Source organism: Amycolatopsis sp. NPDC006125, assembly GCF_040614195.1.
In the GTDB taxonomy this organism is placed as follows: Bacteria; Actinomycetota; Actinomycetes; order Mycobacteriales; family Pseudonocardiaceae; genus Amycolatopsis_E; species Amycolatopsis_E tucumanensis.
The window spans coordinates 21,877-35,578 of record NZ_JBEXTZ010000031.1 but is presented as its reverse complement, the minus strand read 5'-3'; the positions used below and the strand labels follow the sequence as shown (position 1 = coordinate 35,578).

Annotated in this window: 11 protein-coding genes and 1 pseudogene; 6 read left to right on the top strand and 6 right to left on the bottom strand. The window is 73.1% G+C overall.

Translation table 11 applies throughout. The features are described from left to right. Positions 1-11: 11 nt before the first annotated feature. The 4 genes from ABZ193_RS17880 to ABZ193_RS17865 are packed head-to-tail and all read right to left on the bottom strand — an operon-like array spanning position 12 to position 3,595. Positions 12-602 (bottom strand): ATP/GTP-binding protein, encoded by a 591-nt coding sequence (locus ABZ193_RS17880; RefSeq protein WP_354710671.1) that lies wholly within the window; start codon positions 600-602, stop codon positions 12-14. Then, complete coding sequence (locus tag ABZ193_RS17875; RefSeq protein WP_017983290.1) at positions 583-969, bottom strand: DUF742 domain-containing protein; 387 nt, start codon at positions 967-969, stop codon at positions 583-585. Before ABZ193_RS17875 ends, ABZ193_RS17880 begins: the two co-directional genes overlap by 20 nt. Then, positions 966-1,373, bottom strand: a complete 408-nt coding sequence (locus tag ABZ193_RS17870) for a roadblock/LC7 domain-containing protein (RefSeq protein WP_017983289.1) — start codon at positions 1,371-1,373, stop codon at positions 966-968. Before ABZ193_RS17870 ends, ABZ193_RS17875 begins: the two co-directional genes overlap by 4 nt. Then, the gene (locus ABZ193_RS17865; protein ID WP_354710670.1) at positions 1,370-3,595 is read right to left on the bottom strand and encodes an ATP-binding protein; all 2,226 of its coding nucleotides are present in this window, start codon (positions 3,593-3,595) and stop codon (positions 1,370-1,372) included. The genes ABZ193_RS17870 and ABZ193_RS17865 overlap by 4 nt, the downstream gene beginning before the upstream one ends. A gap of 485 nt (positions 3,596-4,080) precedes the next feature. On the opposite strand from ABZ193_RS17865, the gene ABZ193_RS17860 reads away from it, so the two are divergent. The 3 genes from ABZ193_RS17860 (at position 4,081) to ABZ193_RS17850 (ending at position 6,818) form a co-directional block, all read left to right on the top strand. Continuing rightward, positions 4,081-5,571 (top strand): carboxylesterase family protein, encoded by a 1,491-nt coding sequence (locus tag ABZ193_RS17860; RefSeq protein ID WP_354710669.1) that lies wholly within the window; start codon positions 4,081-4,083, stop codon positions 5,569-5,571. Positions 5,572-5,581: 10 nt separating this feature from the next. After that, a complete protein-coding gene (locus tag ABZ193_RS17855) occupies positions 5,582-6,580 on the top strand; it encodes an LLM class flavin-dependent oxidoreductase (RefSeq protein WP_354710668.1) in 999 nt (332 codons plus the stop codon). Between the two features lie 97 nt (positions 6,581-6,677). After that, a complete protein-coding gene (locus ABZ193_RS17850; protein WP_354710667.1) occupies positions 6,678-6,818 on the top strand; it encodes a hypothetical protein in 141 nt (46 codons plus the stop codon). Between the two features lie 56 nt (positions 6,819-6,874). Here ABZ193_RS17850 and ABZ193_RS17845 read toward each other — a convergent pair whose 3' ends face one another. Further along, on the bottom strand, positions 6,875-8,152 hold the full coding sequence (locus ABZ193_RS17845) for a DUF6801 domain-containing protein (RefSeq protein WP_354710665.1): 1,278 nt from the start codon (positions 8,150-8,152) through the stop codon (positions 6,875-6,877). Positions 8,153-8,515: 363 nt separating this feature from the next. On the opposite strand from ABZ193_RS17845, the gene ABZ193_RS17840 reads away from it, so the two are divergent. Continuing rightward, entirely contained in the window at positions 8,516-10,588 is a 2,073-nt protein-coding gene (locus ABZ193_RS17840) for an AMP-binding protein (RefSeq protein ID WP_354710664.1), read from the top strand. A 41-nt stretch (positions 10,589-10,629) separates the two neighbouring features. Here ABZ193_RS17840 and ABZ193_RS17835 read toward each other — a convergent pair. After that, positions 10,630-10,983 (bottom strand): annotated as a pseudogene (locus ABZ193_RS17835) (GtrA family protein); the annotation flags it as partial. 217 nt (positions 10,984-11,200) lie between these two features. Here ABZ193_RS17835 and ABZ193_RS17830 point away from each other — a divergent pair. Beyond that, positions 11,201-12,379 (top strand): DUF6801 domain-containing protein, encoded by a 1,179-nt coding sequence (locus ABZ193_RS17830; protein WP_354710663.1) that lies wholly within the window; start codon positions 11,201-11,203, stop codon positions 12,377-12,379. 528 nt (positions 12,380-12,907) lie between these two features. Next, entirely contained in the window at positions 12,908-13,690 is a 783-nt protein-coding gene (locus tag ABZ193_RS17825) for an ABC transporter permease (protein ID WP_020422574.1), read from the top strand. Positions 13,691-13,702 lie beyond the last annotated feature (12 nt).

Below are 13,702 nucleotides of genomic sequence, written 5' to 3'. Positions count from 1 at the left end.
AAGCTCCTCGTCTACCGGCGGCGCAGCCGGGCCCGCATCTGCGCCATCGCGTGCTCGCTGGTGGTGATCAGGGTCTGCTTCGTCGAGTCGGCGGACCGGGCGTCGCAGGTGATGACCGGGACCTCGGGCGCGACGGAAAGCGCTTCCCGCACCGCGTCGACCGAGTGCCGCCGCGCGCCGGGGAACTGGTTGAGCGCCACCACGAACGGCAGGCGGCGGGTCTCGAAGAAGTCGATCGCGGGGAAGCAGTCCGCCAGGCGCCGCGTGTCCACCAGCACCACCGCGCCGATCGCGCCGCGCACCAGGTCGTCCCACATGAACCAGAACCGGTGCTGGCCCGGCGTGCCGAACAGGTACAGCACCAGGTCGTGCGCGAGCGTGATGCGGCCGAAGTCCATGGCCACCGTCGTCGCCGCCTTGCCGGGGATCGCGCCGACCTCGTCGACGCCGACCGACGCCTCGGTCATCGCCGCTTCCGTCCGCAGCGGGATGATCTCCGAGATCGACCCGAAGAACGTCGTCTTGCCGACACCGAACCCGCCGGCCACCACGATCTTGGCCGAGGTGATGCGGTTCAGCGTCTCAGAGCGTGCGTAGTCCACTCAGGACCCTTTCCAGGAGGTCGTGGCGTTCGTCCCACGTGGCGTTGTCGCCGAGGGTGTCCCGCACGGTCACCAGCCCGGCGCCGAGCAGGTCGCTCACGATCACCTTCGCCACACCGAGCGGGATGTTCAGGTGCGCCGCGATCTCGGCGACCGAGCGGGGCCGCAGGCACAGCTGCGTCACCACCGACGGCGCGCTCGCGCGGTTGTAGGGCAGGGTCTGGCCTTCGGTCGTGGTCTGGACCAGCGCTTCGATGGCCAGCTCGACCGCGGGCTGCGTGCGGCCCTCGGTCCAGGCGTACGGGCGAGCCAGGGACGGCGAGCGGGAGTTCGGCCTGCGGTCCCCGAAGCTGTCGGGCTCACTCACGGCCTTGCCCGGTACGCGACTTGGCGCGCCGGCGTCTCGACCATGCGGCCGACGCGGTCGACCAGGAGCGTCATCTCGTACCCGACCAGCCCGATGTCGCAACCCGGGCTCGCGAGCACGACGAGGTTCGACCCGTCCCCGACGCTCATCAGCAGCAGGAACCCGTCCTCCATCTCGATCACCGACTGCACGACGCGGCCCGCGGTGAACAGCTCCGCCGTGCCGACGGCGAGGCTCGCGAGCCCGGACGCGATCGCCGAGAGCTGGTCCGCCCGGTCCTTGGGCAGGCTCTCGTTCGCCGCCACCAGCAGGCCGTCCGCGGACACCAGCGCGGCGTGCGCGACCCCGGCCACCTCCTGGGTGAACGCCGACACGAGCCAGCCCGGGCCGTGCTCTTCGGTCATCGTGGTTCCGCCTTCCCCTGTGGTGCCTGCCCGTTCCCGTTCCCCGTGCGGGCGCGAGCGGCGCGCATTCCGTTGTAGTGCCTGGCCAGGTTGTTCCGGACCGCGTTCGGGTCGCGGAAACCGGCCGGATCGGGTGCCGCGGCCTGCCGCGGCATGGCCGCGCCTGGCGCGAGCTGCGCACCGGGACGGCGCGTCGGCAGCCCGGCGCTGGTGACCTGAGCCGCGACCGGCTGCTCGGTCGCGATCTCCGCGGCGCGCCAGCTCTCGTCTGCCGGGCTGCTGAAGTCCGGCCCCGGCTGCTCGGCGAACCACCCGGACACCACTCCGTCGAAGATCGGGGTGCGCACCGGCGTGGCGACGGGGCGGGCCTGCGCGGGCACCGGCTCGCGGCGCACGGGCGCCGGGTCGGGCGCGGCGAGGCCGTCGGCGAGGACCAGTGCGCCCGGGACGTGCACGCTGGCCGTGATGCCGCCGTGCTTCGCGCCCGGGTGCGTCGGCCGCAGGCGCACCGTGACCCCGAGCGGGGCGGCCAGCCGCCCCACCACGAACAGGCCCATCCGCCGGGTGGTCTCCGGGCTGACCGTGTCGCCGGAGGCCAGCCGCTGGTTGGCCGAGGCCAGGTCGTCCGGCTGCATGCCCAGTCCGCTGTCGACCACCTCGACGAGCAGCCCGCCGTCGGCGCCGCGGTCGGCGGTGAGCAGCACCTTGTGCTCGGGCGGGGAGAACCGGATCGCGTTCTCCAGCAGCTCGGCGAGGATGTGCACGACGTCGCTGGCGGCGTGCGAGCGCAGCGCGCCGTTGGGGGCGTTGACGATGGTGACCCGCCGGTAGTCCTTCACCTCGGAGGTCGCGGCGCGCAGCAGCTCGGCGGTGGAGACCGGGCCGTGGTCCCGCCGCGCCGGGCTGCCGCCCGCGAGGACCTGGAGGTTCTCGCCGTTGCGGCGCAGCCGCGTCGCCATGTGGTCGAGGCGGAACAGCTCCTCCAGGCGCTGCGGGTTGCGCTCGTCGGCTTCCAGGTCCTCGATGAGGGTGAGCTGCTGCTCGACCAGCGACTGGTTGCGGCGGGCCAGCGTCATGAACATCTCGCTGACCTGGCGGCGCAGCTCGGCCTGGTCGGCGGCCAGGCGCACGGCCTGCCGGTGCATGTCGCCGAAGGCCTGCGCCAGCTGCCCGATCTCCTCGTCCCCGTCCACCGGGACCGGCTCGATCGACTCCCAGGACACCGATTCGCCTGCCCGGACCTTCTCGATCGTCTCCGGCAGCTCGCGGCGCGCGGCGGTCAGCGCGGCCGCGTGCAGGCGGCGCACCGGCGTCACCAGCGAGCGTGCGACGAGCAACGCGATGGCCAGCGCCCCCAGCAGCGCGCCCAGCACGAGCGCGGTGTCACGCAGGGCGCTGGAGCGGGCCTCGTTGGTGCGCTCGCCGACCGTGGCCGCCAGGTCGCGCACCTGTCCCGCCAGCAGGTCGGACAGCGCCGCCGATTCGGTCGACAGCGCGGTGAGCAGGCCGGGCAGCCTGCTCCCGTCGCCGGTCGTGAGCGCGTCCAGCAGGACGGCCTGGCGGTTGCTGTTGCTGCCCGTGATGGACCGGAACCGCCCGATCACCTCCTGCGGCAGGCCGCGCTCGACCTGGCTCGCCAGCACGCCCTCCTCGGCCGCCGCGCGGGCGGCGGCGGCCAGCAGGGTGTCGTTGACCGGGCCGGTGACCGACGCGCGGATCAGCGCCTCCTCGACCGCGCGGGTGGTGCGCAGCTGCATCAGCGCGCCCGCGGTCGCCGCCGTGGTGTCCATCGCGGAGCTGCCCGCGGCGGCGATGGACTCCGGCAGGATCCGGCTCAGGTCCACCGCGACGTCGTGGTAGCCGGCGGTCATCGCCACCGTGGCCGAACCCGTCGCGGCGCCTGCCATCCGCAGCCCGGCCAGCCGCCCGACCGCGGTGTCCAGCGTCCGCGCGGTGTCCGCGGGCAGCTCCGCGAACTCGGCCTGCTTCTGCACGGCGGCGGTCTTCGCGTCGACGGTGGAGATCTGCCTGCCCAGCTCGCTGCTGCCGGGCGAGGCGACGGCCAGCACCATCTCGTCCTCGACGAGCGCGGTGAGGTCCAGGGTCGACTGCAGCGCGGGCAGCTGGTCGCGCACCGCGCTGAGCTTGCTCGCCTCGGCGAGCTCGGCCCGCACCCGCGCCCCGGCCAGCGCCAGCGCGACCACGACCGGCAGCAGCAACACGACCGAGATCTTCGTGCGCAGGCTCCAGCCGCGCGGATGCCATGCCCCAGGGCCGGAGCCCGCAGTATCCATTTCTCCCAGCCCGCCCGATTCGTGTCCATGCCCCGTTCCGCGCGGGATCGCGGCGAAAGCGGAACGCGGTGATTGGCTTCCCCAGGTGATCGGTGTCAGGAGAAAACCGCAGCCGGGCGACCTTGTCAACCCTGCGCGTCACACCTGGTGAACGATGTTCGGCCAAATGTCGCAATGGCCCCTCTGTGGTGGTCCGCGGGCTGTTCCCGAACGGTCACCGAGAGTTCTCCGGTTAATGGCGGGTGAATGGTCAATGGGGCACCGTGGGTAAAACGACCGGCATTGCCGGGTGAAAACCGAATTGCGGTATTGGTCGGTGAGACATTTTCCGGCGGCGCCGAATCCACATGCGATCGCCGGTTCCGCACCGTCTAGGCTGCACCGGTGACGACGAAACCGGTGGCCACCCGACCGTGACGCGCCTGCTCCTGCTCCTCGCCGTCGTCCTGGCCGCCTGCGCGGCGCCCGCGCCCGCCCCGCCGGACGTCGTGTCCCTCGCCGCCGGACAGGTCCGCGGCACGGTGACCGACGGACACCGGCTGTTCCAAGGCATCCCGTACGCCACCGCGGCGCGCTGGCAGCCGCCCGCGCCCGGTCCGGTGTGGACGGGCGTGCGGGACGCCACCGCGCCCGGCGCGCGCTGCCCCCAGCCGGGTGAGGCGGGCAGCGAGGACTGCCTGTTCCTGAACGTGACCACCCCCGCGGGTGAGCCCGGCCGGCTGCCGGTGCTGGTCTGGATCCACGGCGGCGCGTTCGTCGGTGGCAACGGCGACTCCTACGACGCGCGGGACCTGGCCGCGCGCGGGCTGGTGGTCGTCACCGTCAACTACCGGCTCGGCGCGCTCGGCTGGCTCGCGCACCCGGCGCTCGCGCACGACGGCGGCACCGGCAACTTCGGCCTGCTCGACCAGCAGGCGGCGCTGCGGTGGGTGCGGGACAACATCGCCGCGTTCGGCGGCGACCCGGCGCGGGTCACCCTCGCCGGCGAGTCCGCGGGGGCGATGTCGGTGTGCGACCACCTGGTCTCGCCGGGCTCGGCCGGGCTCTTCCACGCCGCGATCGTCCAAAGCGGACCGTGCCAGGCGCATTCCCCGGCCGCGGCGGCGGAAGCGGCGAGCGTCGAGTACGCGGCGAAGCTCGGCTGCAGTGATCCGGCCAGCGTCGCCGCGTGCCTGCGTGCCCTGCCGCCGTCCCGGCTGCTCACCCCGCCGCGCTACTACGACCTCGCCGGTGTCCCGGTCGCGGGCCCGGTGACCGGCGGCGGCGCGCTGCCCGTCAACCCGGTCGACGCGATGCGCGACGGCGACGCGGCCAGGGTGCCGGTGCTCGTCGGCGTGACGCGGGACGAGTTCACCCTGTTCCTGGCGCAGCAGTACGCGGCGACCGGGAAGACGGTCACCGCCGACGGCTACCCGGCCGCGCTGACGCGGGTGTTCGGGGCGGACGCCGCGGCCGTGGCCGCCGAGTACCCGCTCACCGCGCACGGCGGCTCGGCTCCGCGGGCGCTGGCGGCGGCGCTCACCGACGCCGCGTTCGCGTGCCCGGCGCGGGACATGGCGGGAGCGCTGTCCCGCACCGGCCCGGTCTACGCCTACGAGTTCGGTGACTCGCGGGCCCCGGTCCCGGACACCCTGTCGCGCACGCCGTTCCCGCTCGGCGCCGCGCACAGCCTGGAGCTGTCCTACCTGTTCGGCGGCGGCGCGTCGTTCGACGACGAGCAGCGGCGGTTGTCGGCGCGGATGGTCGCCGACTGGGCGTCGTTCGTGCGCACCGGCGCGCCCGGCCCGGACTGGCCGCGCTACGACCCGGCGCACGAGCAGGTGCGCACGCTAGCCCCGGACGGCCCTCACACGACCGGGGACTTCGCCGCGGCGCACCACTGCGGGTTCTGGCGGGACCGCTAGGTTCGCCGTCATGCGGTTCGGGGTTTTCGTCCTCGCCGGGCGGTTTCCGGGACAGGACGACGGGGAGGCGCTCGCGCGGTCGCTGGACGTGGTCGAGCGGGCGGAGGCGGCCGGGTTCGACGACGCGTGGATCGCCGAGCACCACTTCATGTCCTACGGGGTGTGCCCGTCGGCGGTGACGTTCGCCGCGCACGTGCTGGGCCGGACGCGGCGGATCACGGTGGGGACGGCGGTGAGCGTGCTGTCGAGCGCCCACCCCGTCGCGCTGGCCGAGCAGGCCGCGATGCTGGACCGGGTGTCCGGCGGGCGGTTCCGACTCGGGGTCGGGCGCGGCGGGCCGTGGGTGGACCTCGAAGTCTTCGGCACCGGGCTGGACCGGTACGAGCGGGGGTTCGCCGAGGGCCTGGATCTGCTGGTGCAAGCGCTTTCCTCGGCTGCGGTGGGCGCCGCGGGCGAGTTCTTCGCGTTCCGCGAGGTGCCGGTGGTGCCGCGGCCGGTGTCGCTGCCGCCGGTGACCGTGGCGTGCACGTCGCGGGAGACGGTGGAGCTGGCGGCCGCGCGCGGGCTGCCGATGCTGCTGGGGATGCACATCGGCGACGAGGAGAAGGCCGCGATGGTGGCGCACTACGGAAAGGTGGCGGCCGCGGCCGGACAGGACCCGTCGGCGCCGCACGTCTCGGCGGTGCTGGCGCAGGTGAGCGACTCCCGCGCGGCCGCGGAGGCCGAGCTGCGCGCGTCGATGCCGGGCTGGCTGCGGGAGGGGCTGGCCGGGTACGTGCCCGTGGACGGCCGACCGTACCGCCCGCGTGACGCGGCGGAGTACACGGAGCTGCTGTGCCGGCTGCATCCGGTCGGCAGTCCCCGCGCGTGCGCCGACCGGCTGGCCGCGGCGGCGGAGCGGACGGGCATCGCGCACACGATCCTGTTCGTCGAGGGCGCCGGCGCGCGGGAGCGAGTGCTGACCAACGTGACACGGCTCGGCGCGGAGGTCCTGCCGCTGCTCCGCTGAGCCCGCGGCAACCGTACCGCGGCCGCAGAAGCCCCGTACCGGCCTTGATCCCGGCCGCGCGCGCCCGACGACGTCGTGCGTCGAGTACGACGGCGACGTGGTGTACGTCAAGGATGGATCGGCCGGCGGGTACTCGTCGTTCGGCAAGGTCTCGTCCACCTCCGGCACCGCCTACCGGTTCTGCCGCAACCCGCACGGCGCGGGTACCTGGGCCAAGTGCGACTTCGCCAACGTGTGAACGCACGGCGGGCGCGTCCCCTCGGGGGAGAGGACGCGCCCGTTTCCGTCAGCGGGTCAGGACTCCTTGGGGGACAGGGTGACGTCGATCGTGTTGCCGGGGCCGGTCGCCAGCGGGCTGATCAGCCCGGTCAGCGGACCGCAGTTCTCCAGCGGCGCGATCTCGTAGGTGCCGCTGAGGTCGCCGCCCGCCAGCGGGTCGAACCCGGGGCCGGAGGTGAGGTTGATCTCCGACGGCTCCGAGCTCTGGCACTTCGGCGACTTGCTGATCGGGAAGCCGAAGACCTTCACGCTGGGCAGCTTGATGGTGGTGTGGCTGGTGGAGTTCAGCACACCGCCCGCCAGCGTCCCGGTCGTCTTGCCCTCCTGTTCGAAGGCCACCTTCGCGGTGATCGGGATGAAGTGGAACAGCGTGGCCTTCAGCTTCGACGGCTCCAGCGACAGGTCGGCCGTGAAGTTCCCGGTCGCCAGGTCGAGGTTCGCGTCGATACCGCCGGACAGCGGCACCGTGGCGTTGAGCTTCTTGACCACCGAATCGCCTTCGAGCGCGTAGCTGTAGTCGATCCCGGTCGGCGGGTTGCTGGTGGTGGTCGTCGGCTCGGTGGTGCTGGGCTCGGTGGTCGTGGGCTCGGTCGTGGTCGGTTCGGTGGTCGTGGGCTCTGTCGTCGTGGGCTCGGTGGTGGTGGGTTCCGTGGTGGTCGGTTCCGTCGTCGTCGGCTCGGTGGTGGTCGGCTCGGTCGTCGTGCCGCCGTTGATCGTGATGGTGGCGAGCGTGTTGTTCTGGCCGGCCACCTGCGTGCACTGCGAGTCGAAGACGCCCAGCCCGGTGTCGGTGCCGTCGGCGCGCTTCGGGTGCAGGGTCAGCAGGATGTCGCCGACGGTGATCGTCGCCTGCCCGGCCTGGGTGAAGGTCAGGGACGGCGCGTCACCGGTGGCCACCGTGTCGAACGAGCCCGACGCGGGCACCGGGGTCACCGGGATCGTCGCCGGCACGGTCACCGGGATGGTGGCCTCCGGCGCCGTCACGGTCGAGCTCGCCTGTGCGGAGCCCTCGACCGTGGCCGCCCCGACGAGGGTCAGGCCCTGCGTCGCGGTCGGCGGGACGGTCGCGACGGCGGTGACCGTGAAGGCCGGGGTCGGCTCACCCACGTTCACGGTCGTCGGGATGTCCGCGCTGATCACGATCTGCAGGGTCTGGGTACCGATCAGCGGGAACGGGCAGCTGTAGTTCAGGGTCAGCGAGACCGGATCGGCCGCACTGGTCCCGGCTCCGGCTAGCACGGCCGTGAGCGCCGCGCCGGTCGCGACGGTCGCCGACGCGGCCGCCGCGACCATCCTTCTCATTCTGGTTCTAGTTCGCACACCTATCCTCCGGTGTATCGGCAGTGATACGAAAACCACGCGACAGCAAGGAAACGGCCGCCGTGGTCATCGGAATTGGTTGCTACCGATGGGTAAACTAGTTTCGCGGCGTCGGCATTGGCAATATGTGCGCGAACAAAGTCGTTGCGGGCCAAGGAAGTTGTCACCGGCCGATGTGACGGCGCCGGTCCGACCCGCACGGCGCGGACAATGTTCGGCAGTCGCCGGCGGAAGCGCTCACGGAGATGACAAAAAACGGCTGTCCGGCCCGCGCGGGAGTGCCAAGGACGTGTGGCCGGCCTTGACCGGGAGGGGGGCCAGGCTTACTTTCCGCGGATGCCCGACTGCGTCACGTTCGACCTGTTCTCCGACCAGCCGCGGGCGGCGCTTTGGCCGCTTATCGGCTCGCCGGAACTGTACCCCCGCTTCTTCCGGGGCGTCGGGTCGGTCGAGCGGACGGGCACCACCGGACGCCACCCGCGCTACCGGATCCGGCTGACGTTGAGCGGGCGGCCGGTCGAGCACGACATGCGGGTGCTGCTGAGCCGCCGCGAGGAACAGCTGGTGCTGGAAACGGTGCCGGACACCGGCGGCTGCCTGTCGGTGCGCCTGTTCGAGGATCCGCGGGGCACCCGGCTCAAGGTCATCTACTTCCGCCCGGGCGTGCCCAGCCCCGGCCGCGCGCCCGCGCCGGCCGACGTGCGGTCCTGGGCGCAGGACGGTCTCGAACGGATCGACCGCCACCTCCGGGGAACCGCGGAACCGTGGCCGCCGGACCGCGCCCCGTCGACCCGGCAGGTCGCCAACACGCTGATCGCGGCGGGAATCCTGGCGCCGGCCCGGCCGGACCGCCTGATCCGGCAGCTGCGTGCGCTGGTCCAGTGGGGCGCCACCCTCGCCGGCGGCTACACCGCGGCCGCCGCCCGCTCGCCCCGCGGTGTCGCGGTGATCGACGAGGACGGCGCCCGCACCACGTTCGCCGCGCTCAGCGCCGAAGCGAACCGGCTCGCCGCCGCGTTGCAGGCGGTCGGCGTCGGCCCGCGCGGCACCGTGGCGATCATGGCGCGCAACCACAGCGCGATGGTGAAGACGTTGCTGGCGTGCGGACGGCTCGGCGCGAGCACCGTGCTGCTCAACACCGGCCTCGCCCGGCCGCAGGTCGCCCACGCGGTGGACCGGCACGACGTGCGCGTGCTGGTGGCCGACGGCGAGTTCGCGCCGCTGGTCGCCGGGCTGCCGCTCACCGCGGTGCTGCTCACCGGAGCCGACGACGGCCCGCCGGGGCAGCCGACGCTGACCGAGGTCATCGCCGACACCCCGGACGCCGAGTTCGCCCCGCCGGAGCGGCCGGCGCCGATCGTCGTCCTCACCTCGGGCACCACCGGCACGCCGAAGGGCGCGCGGCGCCCCACGCCGAAGGGCCTCGGCGCCGCGGTGGCGCTGCTGTCGCGGATCCCGTTGCGGGCGGGGGAGCGGATCCTGATGGCCGCGCCGCTGTTCCACAGCTGGGGCCTGTCCGCGCTGCAGGTCGGCATGCCGCTGCGCGCGACGCTGGTGATGCAGCGCCGGTTCGACCCGGAGGCGTGCCTGCGGGCGATCCAGGAGCAGCGGTGCACCGCGATGTTCGCCGTTCCGGTGATGCTGCAGCGCATCATGGCGCTGCCCGAGGAGGTGCGAGCGCGGTACGACACCAGCAGCCTGCGGATCGTGGCCAGCAGCGGGTCGGCACTGCCCGCCTCGCTCGTCACCGCGTTCCAGGACGCCTTCGGCGACGTGCTCTACAACTTCTACGGCTCGACCGAGGTGTCCGCGGCCTCCGTCGCCACCCCGGCCGACCTGCGTGCCGCCCCCGCAACCGCGGGGTACCCGCCGCTCGGCACGCGACTGGCGGTGCTCGGCCCGGCGGGCGAACCGGTGCCGCCCGGCACGGTCGGCGCCATCTTCGTGGGCAACGACCTGCTCTTCGACGGCTACACCGACGGCACCAGCCGGACCACCCGCCGCGAGCTGATGGACACCGGCGACCGCGGCTACCTCGACGCCGACGGCCGGTTGTTCGTCGCGGGCCGGGACGACGACATGATCGTCTCCGGTGGGGAGAACGTGTTCCCGCGCCCGGTGGAGGAGGCGCTCACCGAGCTGCCCGGCGTGGCCGACGCGGCCGTGGTCGGCGTGCCCGACGACGAGTTCGGGCAGCGGCTGGTGGCGTTCGTGACTGTGCGGCCGGGCGCCCGGCTCGACGAGGACATCGTGCGCGCGTACCTGCGCCGCCGGGTGGCGCGGTTCGCGATCCCGCGGGAGGTCGTGTTCGTCGACGAGCTGCCGCGCACCCCGACCGGCAAGGTGCTCAAACGGCTCCTGCTGGAGGAGGAGTGGGCGCCGGCCGCCGGGAACACCCACTTCCGGTAGGCCCACCAGCGGAACACCGCGCCCAGCAGGGTGCCGACGACCATGCCGCTGACGAAGTCGGCGGCCTCCTGGGTCACGAGCGGCACCTCCGGCACCCGCAGGTCCAGCGCGTACCGGGAAACCAGCGGTGGCACCAGGTTCAGCCCGACCGCGAGCGCGTTCACGAGGAAGAACAACGCGGCCTCGGCGGGTTTGTTGCGGCCGCCGCGCGTGTCGAACGACCATTCCCGGGACAGGACATAGGAAACGGCGGTGGCCACGACCGTCGCGATCGCGAGCGCGGTCACCGGTTTGCCCGTCAGCACGGTCAGTTTCAGCGCGTAGTTGACCGCGGCGGTCAGGACGAAGGTGGCGGCGCCGACGGTGGCGAACCGGAACAGCTGCCGCCGTCGCATCGCCACCTCCTCGTCGCGGGATGGCGAAACGCTAGTGCACCAACCGGTTTCCGCCCACCCCGAACCGGGTTCTGTCGCCGGGGGGTGACAGGCGGCGGAGCGGTATTTCGTAGCCCGGTGACAAGAAAAGCGGCCGGCGCGGAAGATCGAACGGGAAGCGTTGTGGCGCTGGTTGACCCGCCGGTAACGTCCTCGCGGTCCGCTACCGGAGGGTTCGATGACGCAAACCCGGTCACGTCGCGCCGCTGTCGCCGCGCTGGGACTGGCTCTCGTGGCCGCCGCGCTGGCGCCCGCCACGACGGCCGTCGCCACCGCGGCGACCCGCGGCGGCACGAGCACGTGCCAGGCCGGCGGGCCGGTCGAAGTGCCGGTGTCCTTCAGCGCCACGTTCGCCGAAACCGTTGCGCAGGGCGCGAACGTGCCGGTGTCCGGCGCCGCCGTGACGCTCGTCGTGCCCGCGGCGGCCGTTGACGCGCTGCGCGACTCGGGCGGCACCTCGGTGGACGCGTCCGCCGCGGTGGAGCTGAGCGTCGCCCAGCAGGCGGGCACCCAGGAACTGACCGTCCCCGGACTGTCCACATCGGAGATCCCGCTCCCTGCCGACGGCGAGCTGCGGATCACGCTGCCGGGCCGGGTTCCGCCGATCGCGGCCGGCGCCGGTCCGGTGACGGTCTCCCTCACCTCGCTGGCTCCCCGGCTGGTCGTGCGTGGCGAGACGTTGAACGCCGACCTGGCTTGCACCGCGGATCCGGCGGCCAATGGGGAGTTGGCGCGGGTGGCGGTGACGGCCGCAGAGGCGCCGGTGGTGCCCGAGGTCGCGGCGGCGGTGGCGGAAGCGCCGTTGCTGACGGCGAAGTTCCTCGTCGACGGCACCTCGCACATCGCGAAGATGGGCTCGGACCTGGTGCTGGAGCAGGGCACGTTCGACGCGGGCCTGTTCACCGGCGACGTGCCGAACACGATTCGCATCGAGGGCGACCTGAACCTGCCGAAGTCGAGCAGCTACTTCGTGGCGTTCCGGTTCATGCCGGTGACCAGCGACGTCGAACTGCCGCAGGACGGCAAGGCGACGGGCACCGCGGACATCAGCGGCGGCCTGTTCACGCCGACGATCGACATGACGATCCGCGTGAACCTGGTGGTGAGCAACGTGAAGCAGGACGGCGTGCCGATCGCGGTGGGGCCGGGCTGCCGCACGGTGGCGCCGCTGGTGATCCCGATGAAGGGGCAGACGTCGCTGCTGCCCGGCAGCAAGTCGACGATGGAGTCCACTTTCGACATCCCGGCGTTCTCGGGCTGCGGCGTGAGCGAGGACCTGGACCCGCTCCTGACGGGCCTGATCTCCGGCCCGGGCAACAAGATGACCACGACGCTGACCGCGCAGGGGGTGGGCTGAGATGACCGCCCGCCCGAGCCTGGCCCCTGTGGGAGCGTCGGCCCCGGCGACTCTTGGCCCCCGCCGCGCGGTGGCTAGCGCAGGGCCGGGTGGCGCGGATACGGGGCGTGCGTTGCGCAAGTGGTGGTCTCTCGCGACCGCCCGCCCGAGCACGGCCCCTGTGGGAGCGTCCGCCCAGGCGACTTCCGGCGGGGTCCGCAGCGGCCGGCGCACCGCCGACTGGCGCGAACACCGGGCTGCGCGCGCACTGGGCGCGTGTCGGGCAGGAGTGGTCTCCCACGGCCACCGGCACGAGCCTGGCCGCGCCGGCGCCAGCGGCCGCCCCGGTAAGGGTGACTGCTGGCCGCCGGCCCGCAACTGCCGGCGCGCCGCCGCGTGGTGTGAACATCGGGCGCGCATGTCGCGCAGGGGGTGGCCTCTCGTGACTGCCCGCATGTGTCTGGCCCCGCCCGTGCGGGCCGCCGCCCGGCGACTCCCCGGCTCCCGCCGCGCGGCGGCCAGCGCACCTCACGCAGGAGGTGGCCTGACATGACCGCCCCCGTCACCGCCGCCCGCAATGCCGTCGGCGAGTTCGGCAAGCTCTTCGGCCTCGCGCTGGACATCGTCGTCGCGATGTTCAAGCGGCCCTTCCAGGTCCGCGAGTTCGTGCAGCAGTTCTGGTTCGTCGCGAGCGTGTCGATCCTGCCCGCCGCGCTCGTCAGCATCCCGTTCGGCGCGGTCATCACGCTCCAGCTCGGCGGCCTCACCAGCCAGCTCGGCGCCGAGTCGTTCAACGGCGCCGCCAGCGTGCTCGCCGTCATCCAGCAGGCCAGCCCGATCGTCACCACCCTCGTCGTCGCCGGGGCCGGCGGCTCCGCCATCTGCGCGGAGCTCGGCTCCCGCACCATCCGCGAGGAGATCGACGCCATGGAGGTCCTCGGCGTCTCCCCGATCCAGCGGCTCGTCGTCCCCCGGGTGCTCGCCGCGATGGCCGTCGCCGTCCTGTTGAACGGCATGGTCAGCTTCGTCGGCGTCACCGGCGGCTACGTGTTCAACGTGCTGCTGCAGGGCGGCACCCCGGGCGCGTTCCTCGCCAGCTTCTCCGCGCTGGCGCAACTGCCCGACCTCTGGGTGGGCGAGGTGAAGGCGGTGATCTTCGGGTTCCTCGCCGGGCTCGTCGCCTCCTACCGCGGCCTCAACCCGAAGGGCGGCGCCAAGGGCGTCGGCGACGTCGTCAACCAGTCCGTCGTCATCACGTTCCTGCTGCTGTTCTTCGTGAACTTCGTGATCAGCGTGATCTACCTGCGCGTCGTGCCCGCGAAGGGAGCCTGAGCCAGTGACCCA

What these genes read in the sequence shown, in the direction of transcription:
- ABZ193_RS17870 (WP_017983289.1), bottom strand. Translation starts at nt 1,373, where the DNA reads ATGACCGAAGAGCACGGCCCGGGCTGGCTCGTGTCGGCGTTCACCCAG.
- ABZ193_RS17855 (WP_354710668.1), top strand. Translation starts at nt 5,582, where the DNA reads ATGCGGTTCGGGGTTTTCGTCCTCGCCGGGCGGTTTCCGGGACAGGAC.
- ABZ193_RS17845 (WP_354710665.1), bottom strand. Translation starts at nt 8,152, where the DNA reads ATGGTCGCGGCGGCCGCGTCGGCGACCGTCGCGACCGGCGCGGCGCTC.
- ABZ193_RS17840 (WP_354710664.1), top strand. Translation starts at nt 8,516, where the DNA reads ATGCCCGACTGCGTCACGTTCGACCTGTTCTCCGACCAGCCGCGGGCG.
- ABZ193_RS17830 (WP_354710663.1), top strand. Translation starts at nt 11,201, where the DNA reads ATGACGCAAACCCGGTCACGTCGCGCCGCTGTCGCCGCGCTGGGACTG.
- ABZ193_RS17825 (WP_020422574.1), top strand. Translation starts at nt 12,908, where the DNA reads ATGACCGCCCCCGTCACCGCCGCCCGCAATGCCGTCGGCGAGTTCGGC.